This window comes from Streptomyces sp. NPDC051909, assembly GCF_040681095.1.
Classification (GTDB): Bacteria; Actinomycetota; Actinomycetes; order Streptomycetales; family Streptomycetaceae; genus Streptomyces.
The window spans coordinates 140,511-160,291 of record NZ_JBFAYA010000003.1 but is presented as its reverse complement, the minus strand read 5'-3'; the positions used below and the strand labels follow the sequence as shown (position 1 = coordinate 160,291).

General features: G+C 72.8%; 15 protein-coding genes. 8 read left to right on the top strand and 7 right to left on the bottom strand.

Going from position 1 to position 19,781, the window contains the following annotated elements:
• Window positions 1-71 precede the first annotated feature (71 nt).
• The 5 genes from AB0M18_RS06240 to AB0M18_RS06220 all read left to right on the top strand — a co-directional run bounded on the left by AB0M18_RS06240 (window position 72) and on the right by AB0M18_RS06220 (window position 6,242).
• Window positions 72-836 carry an IclR family transcriptional regulator gene (locus AB0M18_RS06240; protein WP_365755636.1) on the top strand — a complete coding sequence of 255 codons (765 nt, stop codon included), beginning with the start codon at window positions 72-74 and terminating at the stop codon, window positions 834-836.
• Between the two features lie 266 nt (window positions 837-1,102).
• Window positions 1,103-1,861 carry an MIP/aquaporin family protein gene (locus AB0M18_RS06235; RefSeq protein ID WP_365755635.1) on the top strand — a complete coding sequence of 253 codons (759 nt, stop codon included), beginning with the start codon at window positions 1,103-1,105 and terminating at the stop codon, window positions 1,859-1,861.
• Between the two features lie 35 nt (window positions 1,862-1,896).
• Window positions 1,897-3,426, top strand: coding sequence for a glycerol kinase GlpK (glpK, locus tag AB0M18_RS06230; RefSeq protein WP_365755634.1), 1,530 nt, complete (start codon window positions 1,897-1,899; stop codon window positions 3,424-3,426).
• A 16-nt stretch (window positions 3,427-3,442) separates the two neighbouring features.
• The gene (locus AB0M18_RS06225; RefSeq protein ID WP_365755633.1) at window positions 3,443-5,047 is read left to right on the top strand and encodes a glycerol-3-phosphate dehydrogenase/oxidase; all 1,605 of its coding nucleotides are present in this window, start codon (window positions 3,443-3,445) and stop codon (window positions 5,045-5,047) included.
• A 160-nt stretch (window positions 5,048-5,207) separates the two neighbouring features.
• The gene (locus AB0M18_RS06220) at window positions 5,208-6,242 is read left to right on the top strand and encodes a PAC2 family protein (RefSeq protein ID WP_365755632.1); all 1,035 of its coding nucleotides are present in this window, start codon (window positions 5,208-5,210) and stop codon (window positions 6,240-6,242) included.
• A gap of 52 nt (window positions 6,243-6,294) precedes the next feature.
• Here AB0M18_RS06220 and AB0M18_RS06215 read toward each other — a convergent pair whose 3' ends face one another.
• From AB0M18_RS06215 to AB0M18_RS06195, 5 genes are all read right to left on the bottom strand, one after another.
• Entirely contained in the window at window positions 6,295-9,360 is a 3,066-nt protein-coding gene (locus AB0M18_RS06215) for an NPCBM/NEW2 domain-containing protein (RefSeq protein WP_365755631.1), read from the bottom strand.
• Window positions 9,361-9,489: 129 nt separating this feature from the next.
• Entirely contained in the window at window positions 9,490-10,719 is a 1,230-nt protein-coding gene (mshC, locus tag AB0M18_RS06210; protein WP_365755630.1) for a cysteine--1-D-myo-inosityl 2-amino-2-deoxy-alpha-D-glucopyranoside ligase, read from the bottom strand.
• A 180-nt stretch (window positions 10,720-10,899) separates the two neighbouring features.
• The gene (locus AB0M18_RS06205; RefSeq protein ID WP_365755629.1) at window positions 10,900-11,703 is read right to left on the bottom strand and encodes an SCO1664 family protein; all 804 of its coding nucleotides are present in this window, start codon (window positions 11,701-11,703) and stop codon (window positions 10,900-10,902) included.
• Window positions 11,700-12,290, bottom strand: a complete 591-nt coding sequence (locus tag AB0M18_RS06200; protein ID WP_365755628.1) for a DUF3090 domain-containing protein — start codon at window positions 12,288-12,290, stop codon at window positions 11,700-11,702. The genes AB0M18_RS06205 and AB0M18_RS06200 overlap by 4 nt, the downstream gene beginning before the upstream one ends.
• 144 nt (window positions 12,291-12,434) lie before the next feature.
• Entirely contained in the window at window positions 12,435-13,124 is a 690-nt protein-coding gene (locus AB0M18_RS06195; RefSeq protein ID WP_365755627.1) for a histidine phosphatase family protein, read from the bottom strand.
• Window positions 13,125-13,198: 74 nt separating this feature from the next.
• Here AB0M18_RS06195 and corA point away from each other — a divergent pair, with 74 nt between their 5' ends.
• A complete protein-coding gene (corA, locus tag AB0M18_RS06190; RefSeq protein ID WP_365755872.1) occupies window positions 13,199-14,191 on the top strand; it encodes a magnesium/cobalt transporter CorA in 993 nt (330 codons plus the stop codon).
• Window positions 14,192-14,283: 92 nt separating this feature from the next.
• On the opposite strand, the gene AB0M18_RS06185 is transcribed toward corA, so the two are convergent.
• Together AB0M18_RS06185 and AB0M18_RS06180 are read right to left on the bottom strand one after the other, a co-directional pair.
• Window positions 14,284-15,069, bottom strand: a complete 786-nt coding sequence (locus tag AB0M18_RS06185; protein ID WP_365755626.1) for a ferritin-like domain-containing protein — start codon at window positions 15,067-15,069, stop codon at window positions 14,284-14,286.
• A 260-nt stretch (window positions 15,070-15,329) separates the two neighbouring features.
• Complete coding sequence (locus tag AB0M18_RS06180; protein ID WP_365755625.1) at window positions 15,330-16,382, bottom strand: LLM class F420-dependent oxidoreductase; 1,053 nt, start codon at window positions 16,380-16,382, stop codon at window positions 15,330-15,332.
• Between the two features lie 185 nt (window positions 16,383-16,567).
• Here AB0M18_RS06180 and AB0M18_RS06175 point away from each other — a divergent pair, with 185 nt between their 5' ends.
• Together AB0M18_RS06175 and AB0M18_RS06170 are read left to right on the top strand one after the other, a co-directional pair.
• Window positions 16,568-17,554, top strand: a complete 987-nt coding sequence (locus AB0M18_RS06175) for an aldo/keto reductase (protein WP_365755623.1) — start codon at window positions 16,568-16,570, stop codon at window positions 17,552-17,554.
• A complete protein-coding gene (locus AB0M18_RS06170) occupies window positions 17,551-19,725 on the top strand; it encodes a helix-hairpin-helix domain-containing protein (protein ID WP_365755622.1) in 2,175 nt (724 codons plus the stop codon). The genes AB0M18_RS06175 and AB0M18_RS06170 overlap by 4 nt, the downstream gene beginning before the upstream one ends.
• Window positions 19,726-19,781 lie beyond the last annotated feature (56 nt).

Here is a 19,781-nt window from a genome sequence, read left to right as displayed (position 1 = left end):
GTGACACAAGGTCGACATCGACCGATAGTGTTCAGCATTGTCGAACAGCATGTGAGGAGAAAGGCCGGGCGATGGCGAAGAACATCCAGTCGCTTGAACGGGCGGCGGCGATGCTGCGACTGCTCGCGGGCGGCGAGCGCCGGCTCGGCCTGTCCGACATCGCCTCCTCCCTCGGGCTCGCCAAGGGAACGGCGCACGGCATCCTGCGCACCCTCCAGGCCGAGGGCTTCGTGGAGCAGGACCCGGCCTCGGGCCGCTATCAGCTGGGCGCGGAGCTGCTGCGCCTGGGCAACAGCTATCTGGACGTGCACGAGCTGCGTGCGCGGGCCCTGGTGTGGACGGACGACCTGGCCCGGTCCAGCGGCGAGAGCGTCCACCTCGGCGTGCTCCACCAGAGCGGCGTACTGATCGTCCACCACGTCTTCCGGCCCGACGACAGCCGTCAGGTCCTGGAGGTGGGCGCCATGCAGCCACTGCACTCCACGGCCCTGGGCAAGGTGCTCTCGGCCTACGACCCGGTGGCGCACACCGAGGCCCTGGAGATCGAGCGGGAGCCCTTCACGCCCCGTACGGTCACGGAGCTCGCGGACTTCGAGACGCTGCTCGACATGACCCGGGCGCGCGGCTGGGCGGCGGACGTGGAGGAGACCTGGGAGGGCGTGGCCTCGGTGGCCGCCCCGATCCACGACCGGCGCCGGATGCCGGTGGGCGCGGTGGCCATCACGGGCGCCGTGGAGCGGGTCTGCGCGGGCGGGGAGCTCCGCTCGGAGCTCGTGGCCGCCGTGCGGGACTGCGCCCGCGCGGTCTCCCGCGACCTGGGGGCGGGCCGCTTCTGACCGTGCCGGGCGGCTGCGCCCGAGCACGCCTGAACCCGTCGGTAACGATCGCGTTATCGGCGGGTTTTTCGTTCCCGCGACCCTTGACGCGCTGTTAACCCTGGCGCAAAACTTCCGTTCATCGGTCGGCATTGTCGAACAGCTACCGGCAATACGCGCTAAGGTGTGACAGTGCCAAGGGCCGGCAACGCCCTCACCTGAGGGCGCGAACCACCGGAGTCACCCGTGGTTCGCCTTCCCCTGGACGAAGGACAAAGGAGTCGCGGGTGTCCAGCTCCGACATCTTCATCGGCGAGACCATCGGTACCGCCGTACTCATCCTGCTCGGCGGCGGTGTCTGCGCCGCCGTGACGCTCAAGAACTCGAAGGCCCGCAACGCGGGCTGGCTCGCGATCACCTTCGGGTGGGGCTTCGCCGTCATGACGGCGGTCTACATGACCGCTTCCCTCTCCGGCGCCCATCTGAACCCCGCCGTCACGATCGGCATAGCGATCAAGGACGGCGACTGGAGCAACGTTCCGGTGTACATCGCCGGTCAGATGCTCGGCGCCATGATCGGCGCGGCGCTGGTCTGGATCACCTACTACGGGCAGTTCCAGTCGCACCTCACCGACCCCGAGACGGTCGGCGAGAAGCCGGTCGAGGGCCCGGGCCCGGTGCTCGGCATCTTCTCCACCGGCCCGGAGATCCGTAACACCTGGCAGAACCTGGCCACCGAGATCATCGGCACCGTGGTGCTCGTGCTCGCCGTGCTCACCCAGGGCCTCAACGACAGCGGCAAGGGCCTCGGCGTCATCGGCGCCCTGATCACCGCCTTCGTCGTGGTGTCCATCGGCCTCTCGCTCGGCGGCCCGACCGGCTACGCCATCAACCCGGCCCGCGACCTCGGTCCGCGCATCGTGCACGCCCTTCTCCCGCTGCCGAACAAGGGCGGCTCCGACTGGAGCTACGCCTGGATCCCGGTCGCCGGTCCGCTGATCGGCGGCGCCATCGCCGCGGGTATCTACAACCTCGTGTTCGCCTGAGCCGTCCTTCTTCCAGACTTCCCTTGGAGTACACCGTGACCGACGCCCACACCGCCGGCCCGTTCATCGCCGCCATCGACCAGGGCACCACCTCGTCGCGCTGCATCGTCTTCGACAAGGACGGACGCATCGTCTCCGTCGACCAGAAGGAGCACGAGCAGATCTTCCCGAAGCCGGGCTGGGTCGAGCACGACGCCACCGAGATCTGGACCAACGTCCAGGAGGTCGTCGCCGGCGCCATCGCCAAGGCGGGCATCACCGCCGCCGACGTCAAGGCGATCGGCATCACCAACCAGCGCGAGACCACGCTGATGTGGGACAAGAACACCGGTGAGCCGGTGCACAACGCGCTCGTGTGGCAGGACACCCGCACCGACGCCCTGTGCAAGGAGCTCGGCCGCAACGTCGGCCAGGACCGCTTCCGCCGCGAGACCGGCCTGCCCCTCGCCTCGTACTTCTCCGGCCCCAAGGTCCGCTGGCTGCTGGACAACGTCGAGGGCCTGCGCGAGCGCGCCGAGCGCGGCGACATCCTCTTCGGCACCATGGACTCCTGGGTCATCTGGAACCTGACCGGCGGCACCGAGGGCGGCGTGCACGTCACCGACGTCACCAACGCCTCGCGCACCCTCCTGATGAACCTGCACACCATGGGCTGGGACGACAAGATCCTGCAGTCCATGGAGATCCCGGCCGAGGTGCTGCCGGAGATCCGTTCCTCCGCCGAGGTGTACGGCACGGTCAAGGGCGGCGTCCTCGACGGCGTCCCGGTCGCCTCCGCGCTGGGCGACCAGCAGGCCGCCCTGTTCGGCCAGACCTGTTTCGCCGAGGGCGAGGCCAAGTCCACGTACGGCACCGGAACGTTCATGCTGATGAACACCGGCGACAAGATCATCAACTCCTACAGCGGCCTGCTGACCACGGTCGGCTACCAGATCGGCGACCAGAAGCCGGTCTACGCCCTGGAGGGCTCGATCGCCGTCACCGGCTCGCTCGTGCAGTGGATGCGCGACCAGATGGGTCTGATCAAGTCCGCGGCCGAGATCGAGACGCTCGCCTCCTCCGTCGAGGACAACGGCGGCGCCTACTTCGTCCCGGCCTTCTCCGGGCTGTTCGCCCCGTACTGGCGTTCCGACGCCCGCGGTGTGATCGCCGGCCTCACCCGCTACGTCACCAAGGCGCACATCGCCCGTGCCGTGCTCGAGGCCACCGCCTGGCAGACCCGCGAGATCACCGACGCCATGACCAAGGACTCGGGCGTCGAGCTGACCGCCCTCAAGGTCGACGGCGGCATGACCTCCAACAACCTGCTGATGCAGACCCTCTCGGACTTCCTGGACGCCCCCGTGGTGCGCCCGATGGTCGCCGAGACCACCTGCCTCGGCGCCGCCTACGCCGCCGGTCTGGCCGTCGGCTTCTGGCCGGACACCGACGCCCTGCGCGCCAACTGGCGCCGGGCCGCCGAATGGACCCCTCGCATGGACGCCGACAAGCGCGACAGCGAGTACAAGAACTGGCTCAAGGCCGTAGAGCGCTCCATGGGCTGGATCGAAGCAGAAGAGAACTGACGAGGAGCAATTCGCGATGACCACCCTGCAGAGCCTCCCCTCCCTGGGGATGCACCCGGCTGCCGGTTCCCTTCCGACGCGCGCCGAGACCAGGGAGCAGCTGTCCAAGGCGACGTACGACCTCCTGGTGATCGGCGGCGGCATCCTGGGCATCTCCACCGCCTGGCACGCCGCGCAGTCCGGGCTGCGGGTGGCCCTGGTGGACGCCGGCGACTTCGCCGGCGCCACCTCCTCCGCCTCCTCCAAGCTGCTCCACGGCGGTCTGCGCTACCTGCAGACCGGCGCGGTCAAGCTCGTCGCGGAGAACCACTTCGAGCGGCGCGCGGTCTCCCGTCAGGTGGCCCCCCACCTGTCCAACCCGCTCACCTTCTACCTGCCCGTCTACAAGGGCGGCCCGCACGGCGCGGCCAAGCTCGGCGCCGGTGTCTTCGCCTACAGCGCGCTGTCCGCGTTCGGCGACGGCGTCGGGCACCTGCTGAGCCCCGCCAAGGCCGCCCAGGACGTGCCGGAGCTGCGCACCGACAACCTCAAGGCGGTCGCCGTCTACGGCGACGACCAGATGAACGACTCCCGCATGGCGCTGATGACGGTGCGCGCCGCCGTCGACGCCGGCGCGGTCGTCCTCAACCACGCCGAGGTCACCGGTCTGCGCTTCACCCGGGGCCGGGTCACCGGCGCCGAGCTCCGCGACCGCCTGTCCGGCGAGGAGTTCGGCGTCGACGCCCGCCTGGTGCTCAACGCCACCGGCCCGTGGGTCGACCACCTGCGCAGGATGGAGGACCCGAACGCGGCCCCCTCCATCCGCCTCTCCAAGGGCGCGCACCTGGTCCTCAAGCGCACCTCCCCCTGGAAGGCCGCGCTCGCCACCCCGATCGACAAGTACCGGATCACCTTCGCCCTCCCCTGGGAGGACATGCTCCTGCTCGGCACCACCGACGAGGAGTACGAGGGCGAGCCGGGCGAGGTCGCGGTCAACGACAAGGACATAGCCCAGATCCTGGACGAGGCCGCCTTCTCGATCCGCGACCAGCAGCTCGACCGCTCCCTGATCACCTACGCCTTCGCCGGTCTGCGGGTGCTCCCGGGCGGTCCGGGCGACACCTCGAAGGCCAAGCGCGAGACGGTGGTCACCGAGGGCCGCGGCGGCATGCTGTCGGTGGCCGGCGGCAAGTGGACCACCTTCCGGCACATCGGCCGCACCATCATGAAGAAGCTGGAGTCGCTGCCGGGCCACCCGCTCGGCGAGGACTACGAGCCGGTGTCGACGCTGCCGAAGCGGCTGCCGCTGCCCGGCATCGCCAACCCGAACGCGGTGGCCCACCGGCTGCTCGTGGACGGCCCGGCGCCCGGCCCGCGGATGTCCGCCGACACCGCCAAGCACCTCGCCACCCACTACGGCTCGCTGGCCTTCGACATCGCCCGCATGGCCAACGAGAACCCCGAGCTCGCCGAGCGCGTCCACCCCGACGCCCCCGAGATCTGGGCCCAGGTCGCCTACGCCCGCGACCACGAGTGGGCCGAGACCGCGGACGACGTGCTGCGCCGCCGCACCACCCTGACCATCCGCGGTCTCGCGAACGACGAGATCCGCGGCAAGGTCGAGGACATGCTGCGCAGGTAGAGCGCGCCTGGGTAAGGGGCGGTCTCCCACGGAGGCCGCCCCTTACGCGTATGCCCCGTGTGCGGAGGCCGGTTCCTGGGTAGTCGATCAAGGCCGACGCGGCGCCCGGAAGGCATAGGGTTGGTCCGTACGACAGGAACTTCGACGAAGGAGGCGCTGGGTGATCGAGCTCGAGGGGGTTCCCGAGCTGATCGACCCGGTCATGGTGGCCGCGTTCGAGGGGTGGAACGACGCCGGTGACGCCGCCTCCGCCGCGGTCGCCCATCTGGACCGGGAGTGGAAGGGCGAGGTGTTCGCGGCGCTCGACGCCGAGGACTACTACGACTTCCAGGTCAACCGTCCCACGGTGTGGATGGACGGCGGCGTCCGGAAGATCACCTGGCCGACGACCCGGCTCTCGGTGGTGCGGATCGGCGGCGAGAAGCCCCGTGACCTGGTCCTGGTACGCGGGATCGAGCCGTCGATGCGCTGGCGTTCGTTCTGCAACGAGCTGCTCGGCTTCGCGCACGAGCTGGGCGTGGAGATGGTGGTGATCCTGGGCGCGCTGCTCGGCGACACCCCGCACACCCGTCCGGTACCGGTCAGCGGTGTCACCTCCGACCCCGATCTGGCCCGCACGATGGACCTGGAGGAGACCCGCTACGAGGGCCCGACGGGCATCGTCGGCATCCTCCAGGAGGCCTGCACGCACGCCGGTGTCCCGGCCGTGAGCCTGTGGGCGGCGGTGCCGCACTACGTGTCGCAGCCGCCGAACCCGAAGGCGACGCTCGCGCTGCTCAACCGCCTGGAGGACCTGCTCGGGCTGCGCATCCCGCTGGGCGAGCTGCCCGAGGACGCGCGTGCCTGGCAGGTGGGCGTGGACCAGCTGGCGGCCGAGGACAGCGAGGTCGCCGAGTACGTGCAGACCCTGGAGGAGGCGCGGGACACGGCGGAGCTGCCGGAGGCCTCCGGCGAGGCCATCGCCCGCGAGTTCGAGCGCTATCTGCGCCGTCGCGAGCCCGGTCAGGGGCCGGGCCAGGGCGTGGCGACGGAGGGCGGCGACGCCTCGTACCTGCGGGACGCCCCGAGCGAGCGGACCCGCCCGCCGAAGCCCCAGCAACCGGGTCCCGAGGCGGTCCCGGGCACGGAGCCGGAACCGCCGGCCGACCAGGACGGCGAGAGCGGCCAGAGCGGCGAGGGGTCCGAGGAGGACTGAGCGGCCGTACGGGAGGGGTGGCGCGGCCACCCCTCCCGTACGCGTTCCGGGCTCAGGCGCAGTCGAACCGCGCGCCCGCCCAGTCGCCGTGGTCACCGCTCTTGGAGCCGTTGGTGTCGGTGATCCGCAGGTGTACGTGGCGGGCGCCGGTCACGTCGACGTCCACCGGGACGGTGGCGGAGGCCCCGGTCAGCCGGGGCGAGGTCCACAGCACCGTGCCGTCGGCCTCCACGGAGAAGGCCACCTCGCCGTAGCCGTTGATCTCGTCGTCGATGCCGACATCGGCGGTGAAGGAGGTGCACCGGCCGCCGAGGTAGACCTCGATGTCGGAGTCGGCGTGCGCGCCGACGCCCTTCTCGTAGGTCTGCCCGGCCAGGGTGAGGGGGTGTCCGTCGGCGGCGCCCGACTCGCCGTTGGAGCGGTCGCGTTCGGGCGGTCCCCAGCCGTTGGACGACTTCAGCCAGACGAGGTCGCTCGCCCAGGCGGGGGCGGTCGGCGGGGGCGGCATCACGCCGACCGCGAACCGCTGGGCCGCGGTCCGGTCGGTGCCGGCGGCGCGGTGCCGGACGCTCGCGGTGAGCGTGACCTCGCCGGGCAGGGCGTCCCGGGCGGGCGTGACGGCGACCTCCACCCGGCGGGTGGTGCCGGCCGGGATCCGGGCGATCGGGGTGGCCGGGGTGGTCTGCCAGCCGGCCGGGACGGTCAGTGCGACCTCGGCCCCGGTGGCGTCCCGGTCGCCGGCGGTGACGTCCACGGCGACGGTGCCGGGCATGCCCGCGCCCAGCTCCTGGGCGGCCGGCGCGGCGAGGGTCGCCGTGGCCCCGGGCTGTGCGCCGCCGACGGCGCTGGTGCCGGCGAGGAGCAGGGTGAAGGGTCGGTCGGTGCGCTGGGCGGCGGTCTTGACCCGCACCACTCCGCCGCGATCGTCCCGGTCGTACCACCAGCCCTGTTCGGCGGCCTCGAAGGCGGCCTCGGTGGTGTGGCGGGGCAGGGCGCGGCCGGCGAGGGTCACGGCGCCGGGCGCGTCGCCGGTGTGGACGGTGAAGAGGTACGGCCGGGCGGCCGGCTTGCCGGTGTACGTGCCGGTGCTCGCGCCGATCCGCACGGTCACGTCGCCGGCGCCGCGCTCGGGCGCGGTGACCTCGGCCCGCTGGGTGGCGTACCGGCCGCCGCGGTGCTCGCGGGTGACGCCGTCGTCCTCGTACAGCTCGAAGGAGGAGTCGCCCTGCGGGTAGACGTCCCAGGCGATCGGGTCGCCGGGCTTGCGGTCGGTGTACGAGCGGATGCCTCCGGGCCACATCGGGACGACGGCGCCGGCCCGGACGAACACGGGCAGGGTGTCGAGCGGGGCGCTGTAGTCGTTCAGGGTGACCGGGCCCTGGTAGGTGCGTCCGTTCCAGTAGTCGATCCAGGTGCCCTTGGGGAGATAGATACCGTCGCGCTCTACGGCGTCCTGGTAGACGGGCGCGACGAGGAAGTCCTCGCCGCTGAGGAACTCGTACTTCGCGGCGTCGGAGGCGGCCACCGGGTCGTCGGGGTGTTCGAGGGCGAGCGGGCGGGCGAGGCCGACGCCGGTCTTCGTGGCCTGGTGGGCGTGCGAGTAGATGTACGGCAGCAGCGCCTCGTGGAGCTTGAGGGAGGCCCGGTTGACCGAGACGTAGGGCTCGCCCTGGCGGAAGGGCTGCTTGTCCTGGGCGGCCCAGCCGTCCATGGTCATGGTGACCGGGAGGAAGGTCTTCCACTGCAGGTCGCGGGTGTACGTCTTGGGGCTGCCGCCGAAGATGCCGTCGACGTCGCCGGTGGTGTAGGCGAGGCCGGACATCGATGCGCCGGCGTAGGTGGGGATCTGCCAGCGGATGTACTCCCAGCTGCCGGACTGGTCGCCGGACCACTGGACGCCGCAGCGCTGCGCGCCGGACCAGCTCTCGGGGGCCCAGGTGAAGCCGCGGGCGTCGGAGTTGGCCTCGATGCCGGCGTAGGCGCCCTTGCAGCCGTCGAGGGCGAACTTGTAGCCGGCGCCGACCCAGGCCACGTCGAGCTTGGCGACCCGCTGGCCGGCCTTCACCTGCTCGCCGAGCCGGTCGATGCCGTCCTCGGTCCACAGGCCGAGCCGGGTGCCGCGGGCCTGGAGGCCCTGGGCGGTCTCGGCGAGGTCCTCGTAGCCGCAGCCGTAGCCGTCGTTGACGAGCATCCAGCCGTTGGGCATGTCGTTTTGCACATAGCCGTCGGCGATCTTCAGGGCGTCGAGGGTGTGGCGTTCGCCGCGGTTGGCGTTGTGCAGGTAGCAGTCGGCGTCGCCGATCTCCAGACCGTACACGGGCGGCAGGAAGGGCTTGCCGGTGAGCGCGGTGTACTGGCCGATGACGTCCTTGACCGCGTCGTCGCCGTCGCCGGCGAAGTAGTAGGCGTCGAAGCGCTGTTCGCGGGCGCTGGTGGTGACGGGCTCGCCGAACGCGTAGGTGTTGGGGGCGTAGGTGTTGCGGTAGACGCCGTAGCCGGCGGAGGAGAGGTAGAACGGGACGGAGTTGGGGTGGCCGCCGTCGTTCCAGTTGTAGTCGACGCCGACCTCGACGGTCTTGCCGCGGTGCGAGGTGTTGCCGCGCCCGTTCTGCATGCCGGCGCCGTAGAACTGCTCGTCGGCGCCGCGGGCGAGGGTCTGGACGGTGCGGTCCTGGTTCCAGGTGAGGCCTCGGGTCTCGGACCACAGCGGGGTGCCGTCGGCGCGGTACGCGGCGAAGCGCAGGGGCGACTTGTAGGCGCGCAGGGTGACCTGTGCGGTGCTCAGCTCGTAGCGGTCGCCGCGGTCGGTCCAGTGGGTGGCGGGCGGCGGGCCCTGCGGCTGGACGATGTCCTGTCCGGTGGGGTCGGTGAACTTTCCGTCGGGGGCGAGTTCGAGGCGGAAGGTCTCGTCGGTGACGAAGCTGACCCGGGCCTCGGCGCGGCCGGCGGTGAGCCGGTAGACGCCTCGGTCGGCTCCGTCGTCGGCGAAGCCGGTGAGGTCGCCCACCGTGGTGTCGGTGGGGACGGCGGACGCCGTGCTTCCGGGGCCCGCGAAGACCGCGAGCAGCCCGAGCATGGCACCACCGATGGCAGCTCTCATGCGCATTGATGATTGCATGTGGCGTTCTTAGCGCAGATTCAAGCATCCGACCAGAGGCAGAACGCAACCGCCCTCGGACTTCGCGGGAAGTCCGAGGGCGGTTGCGTGAACGGAGGTTGCGTGAACGGACGTTGCGCGGGCGGACCGCTACAGGGCGACGCCGAGAAGGGCGTCGACGGCGCGGGAGACGAGGCCGGGGGCGGACTCGTCGGTGCCGCCGTCGGCCTCCTGGAGGGCGGCCCAGCGGTCGACCGCGGCGAGCGCGGCCGGGGCGTCCAGGTCGTCGGAGAGCGCCTCGCGGATCTCCTCGACGAGCGCGTCGGCGGACGGGCCGTCGGGGCGCGAGACGGCGGCGCGCCAGTGGCCCAGGCGCGCCTCGGCGTCCTGGAGCACCTGGTCGGTCCACTCCCAGTCGGCCCGGTAGTGGTGCGAGAGCAGGGCGAGCCGGATGGCGGCCGGGTCGACGCCCTCCTTGCGCAGGGTGGAGACGAAGACCAGGTTGCCCTTGGACTTGGACATCTTCTCGCCGTGGAGGGCGACCATGCCGGCGTGCACGTACGCCTTGGCCATGGGGAACTCGCCGGTGAGGGTCTGGGCGTGGGAGGCGCCCATCTCGTGGTGCGGGAAGATCAGGTCGGAGCCGCCGCCCTGCACGTCGAAGCCCATGCCGAGGTGGTCGAGGGCGATGGCGACGCACTCGATGTGCCAGCCGGGGCGGCCGGGGCCGAGGCTGGCGCCGTCCCAGCTCGGCTCGCCGTCACGGGCGGCCATCCACAGCATCGGGTCGAGCGGGTTCTTCTTGCCCGGGCGGTCCGGGTCGCCGCCGCGCTCGGCGGACAGGTGGCGCATCAGCTCGGTGTCGTAGTTCGACACCTGGCCGAAGTGCGGGTCGGCCTCGACGGAGAAGTAGATGTCGCCGTCGAGCTCGTAGGCGGCACCGGAGTCCCGCAGCCGCTCGACGAGCGGGACGATGCCGGGTATCGCCTCGACCGCGCCGATGTAGTGCTGCGGGGGCAGCATCCGCAGGGCGGTCATGTCCTCCCGGAACAGGGCGGTCTCGCGCTCGGCGAGCCCGACCCAGTCGATGCCGTCGCGGAGCGCCCGCTCCAGGAGGGGATCGTCCACGTCGGTGACGTTCTGGACGTAGTGGACCTGCCGCTTGGTGTCGAGCCACACGCGCTGAACGAGGTCGAACGCGTTGTAGGTCGCCGCGTGACCCATGTGGGTCGCGTCGTACGGCGTGATGCCGCAGACGTAGATGCGGGCGACGGGGCCGGGGGCGAGGGTCACTCGCCCGCCGGTCGCGGTGTCGTGAATCCGGAGGTCGCGGCCCTTGCCGGGCAGGGCGGGGACCTCAGAAGCGGGCCAGGCATGCATGTCCTGAGCGTAACCGGACAGGTGTTCCGGATACGAACCGCATCCAGGATCTTGGCCGAGGAGGCGGTCTTGCGCTCTCACCCGCTCTCATGCATGGCGACACATACCCCCGGGGGGTGTTCCGGGCCTTGGGAAGGTTGACCGAAAAGCATCGGCCACCGTTCGAAGCCGGCCGGTTCGCTACACCGGGGGCCAGGGAATGGCGGGCCACTGCCCCGACGGTACGGGATGCCGCCCGGTCCCACGCAGCACGGCCACCCGCTCCCGCAGTGCGGCCACCTCGGCCTCGGTCAGCAGCGCGCCGAGCCGTTCCGCCAGCGGAGTGCCGGGCGCGAGCAGTGCGTACAGACGAGTGAGGACCGTCACGGCCTCGTCCGTCAGGTCCTCGCCCGCCCAGCCCCACAGCAGCGTGCGCAGCTTGTCCTCGACATGGAACGAGACGCCGTGGTCGATCCCGTACAGGCGCCCGTCCGGCGCGGGCAGGAGATGCCCGCCCTTGCGGTCGCCGTTGTTGATGACGGCGTCCAGGACGGCGAGCCGGCGCAGCTCGGGGGTGTCGGCGTGCACGAGCAGCGCGGTGCGGTCCTCGGCGATCTGCGCGGGCCCCACCGCCCTCCAGCCTTCGCCCGGCTCGTCGTCCTCGACGAGCGCGAGCAGCTGGGCCGAGGGGTCGGGCTCGACCCACAGCTGGACCATGCCCTCGCCGTACGGCCCGTCCCGGAGCACGGTCGGCGGGACCAGACCCCAGCCGGTCGCCTCGGACAACTCGAATGCGGCCACCTCGCGCTGGGCGAGGGTGCCGTCCGGGAAGTCCCACAGCGGGCGCTCCCCCGCGACCGGCTTGTAGACGCAGTCCGCCCGCTCGCCCTCGTACGCGACGGAGCAGAACAGCACCGCGTTGGACGCCTCACGGACCCGGCCGACGACGGTCAGCTCCCCCGCGGCGAGCAGTTCGATGGCACTCGGGGTCCCCTGGCCGCTCATGCGCCGCGACGGTATCCGTTCTGGCGGGGGCAGACATGGCCCTCGGGGTCGAGCGGGAGGCTGCACAGCGGGCACGGCGGGCGGCCGGCGTTGACCACGTCGAGGGCGCGCTTGGCGAAGGCCCGGGCCTGCGCGCCGCTGAGCCGGACCCGCAGCATCGGCGGGCCGTTCTCCTCGTCCTGGAGCAGCCGCTCCTCGGCCTCGGCGAGGTCCTCCTCGGAGTCCGCGTCGAGCTCGACGAGCGCCTGCGCCTCGACGATCATGCGCTGTTCCTCGCCGTCCCAGGCGAGCGCCATGGTGCCGACCCGGAACTCCTCCTCGACGGGGGTGTCCAGCGGGGCGGTGTCCGCGATCTCGGCGGGGGCGACGGCCGGCACCGGGGCGTTGCCGCCGGTGCGGCGCACGACCTCGTCGAGCAGTTCGTCGATCCGCTCGGCGAGGGCCGCGACCTGTGTCTTCTCCAGGGCGACGCTGGTGACGCGGCCGGCCGCGGACGCCTGCAGGAAGAACGTACGGCGGCCAGGCAGCCCGACCGTGCCGGCCACGAACCGCTCCGGCGGGTCGTAGAGGAACACCTGACGGGACACGTTCCTGACTCCCTCGGGTCTCGACTGTCTCGACTGTGCTGCCACGGCCGTGGGCGGATGCCGCTGCCGTGGGCGGGTGCCGCTGCCGTCGGCGGTCGCGCGCAGCGGTCTACCGCGGCGCGTCCACCCTACTGCGCGGATGGATCACGGTGCGCCCGCACCGCCCCCGACCTCCGCCGCCCCCTCGCCGGCCGGTGTCTCGCGCGGGGCGAGGCCGGACAGGTCGCCGGTGTCGCCGAGGCGCAGCAGAAAGGGCCGCAGCCGGGTGTAGCGGATCGCGGTGACCGAGCAGGGGTCGACCTGGATGCGCTGGAAGAGGTCGAGGTGGAGGCCGAGGGCGTCGGCGACGATCGCCTTGATGATGTCGCCGTGGGAGCACATCGCGAAGACGGCGTCCTCGCCGTGCTCCTCCTCGATCCGGGCGTTCCAGTCCCGCACCGCGTCCACCGCGCGGGCCTGCATGGCGCGCATGGACTCGCCGCCGGGGAAGGCGGCGGCCGAGGCGTGTCCCTGGACCACCTGCATCAGCGGCTCGTCCATCAGCTCGGCGAGCTTGCGGCCGGACCAGTCGCCGTAGTCGCACTCGCTGATCCGCTCCTCGGTGTGCAGCGGCACCCCGGGGCGGGCGTCGAGCAGCGGCCGCACGGTCTCCCGGCAGCGCTGGAGCGGGCTGGAGACGACGGCGGCGAGCGGCACCCCGGCGAGCCGCCCGGGCAGGGCGGCGGCCTGCGCGGCGCCCCGCTCGTCGAGTGCGATCCCGGGCGTCCGCCCGGCGAGCACTCCGGAGGTGTTGGCGGTGGAGCGTCCGTGCCGGACGAGGATCAGGGTGGCCATGGGGGCCAGCGTAAGCGCCCGCACGCGCGCGTGGGGACGGCCGGCGGGTGCGCCCGGGCGACGGGCGGGGGAGAATACGGCCCGTGATCGTCGACTCTGCCATCTATCGGCGCGGGCAACGGATGGAGAGCCCCGCCGACCTGTCGGACGCCCTGGCGGAGGCCCGGGCGACCGGGGACACGTTCCTGTGGGTGGGGCTCTACGAGCCGACCGAGGCCGAGTTCGGCCATGTCTCCTCGGAGTTCGCGCTGCACCCGCTGGCCGTGGAGGACGCCCTGAAGGCGCATCAGCGGCCCAAGCTGGAGGTGTACGACGACTGCCTGTTCGTCGTGCTCAAGCCGGTGGTGTACGAGCCGGAGAGCGACCGGGTCAGCTCGGACGAGGTGATGGTCTTCGTCGGCGACTCCTTCGTGGTGACCGTACGGCACGGGGCGGGCAGCCCGCTGACGGCCGTGCGCAAGCGCATGGAGGCCACACCGGACGTGCTCCGGCACGGGCCGACCGCGGTCCTGTACGCGATCTGTGACGCGGTCGTGGACCACTACATCGAGGTGGCCGGGGAGCTCCAGATCGACCTGGAGGAGCTGGAGGCCGATGTCTTCGCGCCGTCCGGCGGCAGCCCGAAGCGGACCGCGGAGCGGATCTACACGGCCAAGCGACAGGTCCTGGAGTTCCGCCGGGCGGCGAGCCCGCTGACCGCGCCGATGGCCCGGCTCGCGACGGGCACGGTGCCCTTCGTGCACGACAAGGCCATGCCGTTCTTCCGCGACGTCCAGGACCATCTGCTGCGCGCCAACGAGCAGGTCGAGGGCCTGGACCGGCTGCTCTCGGACGTGCTGTCGGCGCATCTGGCGCAGATGGGCGTGCGGCAGAACGACGACATGCGGAAGATCTCGGCCTGGGCGGCCATGGCCGCGGTCCCCACGATGGTCGCGGGGATCTACGGCATGAACTTCGACCACATGCCGGAGCTGCGGTGGGTGTGGTCGTACCCGGCGGTGATCCTGCTGATGGCGGGGATCGTGACGGGTCTGTACCGGCTGTTCAAGCGGCGCGGCTGGATGTGATCCCGCGAATCCTGCGAATCTCCCGGATCACCCGGATTCCCAGGGGGGATCCGGGGTTTACAGGAGGTTCGGGGGTTTACCGGCCGTCCGGCTCAGAAGGCCGGGAGGGGCGCGGCGGGACCTCCGAGGGCGTCCCGGCGCTCGGGCATCCTGAGGTCCACCATCTTGTGCCAGCCGGCCGCGCGCTCCCACGCGTACATCCCGTGGATGCCTGCGGCGAGCGTGGCGGCCCTGGCCTTCGGCCAGCGCAGGATGCGGCCCATGTGGCTCATGACGGCGAGGCTGACGTCGCGGTAGACCTGGATCTCGGCGAGCGCGGACTCCCTGAGGGTGCGCTGGATGAGCCGCCCGTACCCCTCGTAGTTGAGGCGCAGCAGCTCCTCGTGGCAGTACGCGAGGTGGTTGGTCTCGTCGTTGTCGATCATGCGGATGGCCTTGCCGAGCTCGGGGTGGTCCCCGAAGTACCTGACCAGCATGATCATCTGGTCCGCGGCGCGCTGCTCGGTGACCCGGCTGTGCGCGAGGTAGACGACGATGTCCTCCTCGGTCAGCGGCTCGTCACGGCGCAGCTTCTCGTGCGCCAGGCCGATCCCGCGCCGCTCCAGGAGCATCGTGTAGTCGGTCTCGGGCGGCACGGGCACCGGTTCGAGGCCGCGCTTCTTCAGCAGGGCGTTGAAGATCCGGCCGTGCTTGTCCTCGTCGGCGCCGTGCCGGCTGATCTTGGGAGCCATGTCCCGCATGCCGGGGGGGACGAGGGCCGCGATCCGGCCGTTCTCCCAGCCGCCCTGGGCCTCGCCACTGGCGGCGATGGAGCAGAAGAGCCGGAAGGAGTCGTCGTTGTCGATGATTTCCTGGAACAGGCCTTTGGCCGTGAGCATGCCTGCCACCTCCATGCGGACGTCCGCACTCCGCACGCCCGTGGAGTACGAGTCAAGTGCGCCGCGCGGGGTCGGGCAACAGGAGGAGGGCGCGGACTGCGCCGAACGAGGCAGCGCGCGGGGCCCGGGCCGGGCGCGCGGGGCGCGGGGGCGCGTAACCCCGGGCGCCCTCACGCGTTGTGCTCCGTGACGGCCGTGGCGGGGAAGACCCCCGAGCCCCCACCACGGCCGCAGAGCTCCGTACGGCGCGCGAGGACGCGTTACGACGCGAGGCCGGCCCGCTCCAGGGCCTCCACACCCGCCCGCAGCGCCGCGATCCGCTCGTCGAGCGTGAAGCCGGCCGGGGAGAGCGTCAGGGTGGTGACTCCGGCGGAGGCGTAGGCCTTCATCCGGTCGGCGATCCGGTCGACGCCGCCGAGCAGCGCGGTCTGGTCGATCAGCTGCCGCGGCACGGCCGCCGCGGCGCCCTGCTTGTCGCCGGACAGGTACTTGTCCTGGATCTCGGCGGCGGCCTTCTCGTAGCCCATCCGCTGGGCGAGCTGGTTGTAGAAGTTCTGCTTGCGGCTGCCCATGCCGCCCACGTACAGCGCGGTGTAGGGACGGAACATGTCGGCGAGCGCGTCGATGTCGTCGCCGAGGGCGATCGGCAGGGTGGGGTGGACGTCGAAGCCGTCCAGCGTCAGCCCGGCCTTCTCACGGCCCGCGCGCAGGTGGCGGAGCGTGGTCTCCTCCAGGTGCTCGGCGGCCGGGAAGATGAGCAGGGCACCGTCGGCGATCTCGCCGGTCTGCTCCAGGTTCTTCGGGCCGATGGCCGCGATGTAGAGCGGGATGTGCGGGCGGGTCGGGTGGACGGTGAGCTTGAGCGGCTTGCCCGGGCCGTCCGGCAGCGGCAGCGTCCAGTGCTCGCCCTGGTGGGTGAGGCGCTCGCGGGTCATCGCCTTGCGGACGATCTCGACGTACTCGCGGGTGCGGGCGAGCGGCTTGTCGAACTTGACGCCGTACCAGCCCTCGGAGACCTGCGGGCCCGAGACGCCGAGGCCGAGCCGGAAGCGGCCGCCGGAGAGCGAGTCGAGGGTGGCGGCGGTCATCGCCGTCATCGCGGGCTGCCGGGCCGGGATCTGCATGATCGCCGAGCCGACGTCGATCCGCTCGGTCTTGGCGGCGACCCAGGAGAGCACGGTGGGGGCGTCGGAGCCGTAAGCCTCCGCCGCCCAGCACACGTCGTAGCCGAGGCGGTCCGCCTCCTGGGCCACGGCCAGGTTGTCGCCGTCCATGCCCGCGCCCCAGTAGCCGAGGTTGATGCCGAGCCGCATGCCACGTACCCCTTACCCATCGGTAACGTCCCTGTGCAGGGACTCTAGCGCGCGGCCCCGGCATTCGTCAGGAGCCGACCGGGGACAGGTCGGAGCGGGGGTGCCGGCTCCTCGAACGGGTGGGCTGTGGACAGGTTGTCCACAGGGTCTCTCCGCGTGGTGCCGTGGCCAGTAATCTCGCGGCCATGGAGCAGAGGCATCTCGGACGTACCGGCCTGCGCGTGTCCCGGCTCGGGCTCGGCACCCTCACCTGGGGCCGGGACACCGACGAGCACGACGCGGCCGAGCAGTTGAAGGCGTTCTGGGACGCGGGCGGCACGCTCGTGGACACCGCGGACGTGTACGGGGGCGGCGAGGCGGAGTATCTGCTCGGGCGGCTGATCGACGAGCGGTCCGGCCTGGTGCCGCGCCAGGACCTGGTGATCTCCACCAAGGCCGGCAGCGTGCCCGACCCGGACCGGCGCACGGACGGCTCGCGCGGGCACCTGCTGGCCGCGCTCGACGCCTCGCTCGCCCGGCTCGGCACGGACTACGTGGACCTGTGGCAGCTGCACGCCCCCGACCCCCACACCCCGATGGAGGAGTCCCTGCAGGCCCTGGACATCGCGGTGCGCACCGGCCGCGCGCGCTATGTGGGGGTGGCCGGCTTCTGCGGCTGGCAGCTCGCCAGGGCCGGCACCTGGCAGCTGGCCGGGGACCGGACGCGCCTCGCCGGGACGCAGATGGAGTACTCGCTGCTGCAGCGGGGCGTCGAGCGCGAGGTGCTGCCGGCCGCGCTCGACCTCGGCATCGGGCTGCTGCCCTCCTCTCCGCTCGGGCGCGGGGTGCTCACGGGGAAGTACCGACACGGCACCCCGGCCGACTCGCGCGGCGGCTCGGAGGCCCTGGCTCCCTTCGTCGAGCCCTATCTCGACGACACGGCGAGCCGGATCGTCGACGCGGTGCGCACGGCCGCGGACGGCCTCGCCACCACCCCGCTGCATGTCGCGCTCGCCTGGGTCCGCGACCGCCCCGGGGTCACCGCCCCGGTCGTCGGCGCGCGCAACGCGCAGCAGCTCGCGACCGCTTTGTCAGTGGAGAGCCTTAGTCTTCCTGACGAGATCTGCCGGGCCCTCGACGACGTGTCGGCGCCCGTGCACCGCTATCCGGATCACGACTGGAGCACCTTGTGACCGAGCCTTCCGGCGACACCGCGCCGCCCGAGGCCGCCGAGCCCACCGCCGACGCCCAGGAGGCGCCCGTCGCGCCGCCCGACGCACCCGGTGCGGAGCCCGCGGCCGACGAGGAGTCGGACGAGCGGACGGAGGGCGCGGAGCCGGAGCCGGAGCAGTCCGGGACGGCGGAGGAGGCCGGCACCCAGGAGGCCGGCACCCAGGAGGCCGCGCCCGGGCTGTCCGAGGCGCAGGCCGAGCTGGCCGCGCAGCGGGAGCTGCGGGAGAAGATCGAGCGCCGCAAGGCCGAGCGGGGCGCTCCCGTCGAGGCGGGCGGCAAGCTGACGGGCACCGCCGCCGACCTGCTCGCCGCCGTACGCGCGGTGGAGAGCGGCGAGAAGCCGGTCTCCGTCCCGCAGGCGGCGGCGCCGATTCCCGCGCCCACGCCGGAGCGCACCGCCCCGGCGGCGCCGCCGGAGACGACCGTGCGCCCGCCGGCCCCCGAGGCCCCGGTGGTGACCGAGGAGACCACGGCCGCCGTCCGGCAGGTCCTCCAGCGCGGTGGGGCACCCGACACGCTCGCCGCCCCGGTGGCCGCCGTGCTCGGCGAGGGCGCCGCCCGGGCGCTGGCGGACGACCCCTGGCAGCTGCTCGCGGTGCCGGGTGTGCGCCCCGAGCAGGCCGACGGCTTCGCCCGGGCGCTGCTCGGCGCGGAGTGCGGTCCCGCCGACCCGCGCCGCGCGGTGGCCCTCACCGCCTGGCTCCTGGAGCAGGCGGCGCTCAAGGGCCACACCGCCCTGGAGATCGGCGCCGTCCGGGACGCCCTCGCCAAGCTGTCGGTGCCCGAGCCGGACAAGGCCGTCGACCTGGCGGTGTCCGAGGCCGCGGTGCTGGTCTTCCAGGAAGAGGAGCAGGAGGAGCCGGAGGACGCGGTCGAGGGCGAGGACGAGGCCGCCGCCGCGCCGGCCCCCGGGCCCGAGGTGCCGGTGCTGCTAGGCCTGGAGCGGTACGCGCTCGCGGAGGAGAGCCTCGCCGACGGGCTCGCCCGGCTGATCCGCACGGCCGGGACGGCGGAGTGGGACGGCCCCGAGCTGGCCCGGGCCGCCGGGACGCACGGACTCGTGCTGCACACGGGCGGCGAGGCCGCCCGCGCCGAACCGGCCGCCCTGGCCGAGGCCGCCCGCGCGCGCGGGCTGCGGGTCGCGCTCGCGGCGCACACCGCGCGGGACGGCGCCCTGCCCGTGGCCGTGCTGCTGTCCGGCGCGGCCGGACCGGGCCGGGACGCCGAGGGCGCCCTCGCCCTGGACCTGCTCGTGGTCCTGGACGCGCCGCTGCTCGACGTGGAGACCGCGGCCACGCTGGTCGAGGCGCTTCCGGACGGCTGCCGGCTGGTCCTCAGCGGCGATCCGTACGTGCTGGGCGCGGCGGGCCCCGGCCGGGTGTTCGCCGACCTGCTCGCGGCGAAGGTCGCCCCGCAGATCGCCTCGCGCGTGCCCGACCCGGGCCCGGTCGGCGAGCTCGTCTCGGGCGTCGGCGTCGGCGAGCTGAACCAGGTGGCCGCGCCCGGCAAGGAGGTCGTGATCGTCCCGGTCCGGGACGCCGGCGAGGCGGTGCACCGCACGGTGCAGCTGGTCGCCGACTCGATCCCGCGGGCCATCGGCGTGCCGACCGAGCAGACCCAGGTGATCACGGTGGGCCACGGCGGCTCGGCGGGCACCCGCGCGCTGAACGCGGCACTGAAGGAGCGCCTCAACCCCGGTCCCGGCCGCTTCGGCGGCTTCGACCCGGGCGACCGGGTCGCCCACTCCCCCGCCCCGGGCCGTACGGCGACCGGCACGGTCGTCTCGGCCGACGTCGAGGGCCTGCACCTGGACTGCGCGGGCGAGCGGGTCGTCGTACCGAAGGAGCGGGTCGAGTCCGCGCTGCGGCACGGCTGGGCGCTCACCGCGCACCAGGCCGCCGGGGTGCGCTGGCCCGCGGCGGTCGTGGTGCTGCCCGGCGACGCGGCCGGCGGCCTCACCCGCTCCTGGGTCTACACGGCCTTCGGGCGCGCGGAGCGCCATCTGTCCGTCGTGCACGGCGTCGAGCAGGCGCTGCCGAGGGCGGTGGCCGAGGGCCGCGACCCGGAGCGCACGACCCGGCTGCGCCCCCTCCTGGAGGTCCTGCTGCACGAGGACGAGCCCCAGGCGTAGCCGCCCGGACAGGGGCCCGGAACGAGGACAGGGCGCCCTCCCCGCTCGCCGCGGGG

Coding starts and splice junctions, on each gene's coding strand:
- AB0M18_RS06240 (WP_365755636.1), top strand. CDS start 72: ATGGCGAAGAACATCCAGTCGCTTGAACGGGCGGCGGCGATGCTGCGA.
- AB0M18_RS06225 (WP_365755633.1), top strand. CDS start 3,443: ATGACCACCCTGCAGAGCCTCCCCTCCCTGGGGATGCACCCGGCTGCC.
- AB0M18_RS06215 (WP_365755631.1), bottom strand. CDS start 9,360: ATGCAATCATCAATGCGCATGAGAGCTGCCATCGGTGGTGCCATGCTC.
- mshC (WP_365755630.1), bottom strand. CDS start 10,719: ATGCATGCCTGGCCCGCTTCTGAGGTCCCCGCCCTGCCCGGCAAGGGC.
- AB0M18_RS06205 (WP_365755629.1), bottom strand. CDS start 11,703: ATGAGCGGCCAGGGGACCCCGAGTGCCATCGAACTGCTCGCCGCGGGG.
- AB0M18_RS06195 (WP_365755627.1), bottom strand. CDS start 13,124: ATGGCCACCCTGATCCTCGTCCGGCACGGACGCTCCACCGCCAACACC.
- AB0M18_RS06185 (WP_365755626.1), bottom strand. CDS start 15,069: ATGCTCACGGCCAAAGGCCTGTTCCAGGAAATCATCGACAACGACGAC.
- AB0M18_RS06180 (WP_365755625.1), bottom strand. CDS start 16,382: ATGCGGCTCGGCATCAACCTCGGCTACTGGGGCGCGGGCATGGACGGC.
- AB0M18_RS06175 (WP_365755623.1), top strand. CDS start 16,568: ATGGAGCAGAGGCATCTCGGACGTACCGGCCTGCGCGTGTCCCGGCTC.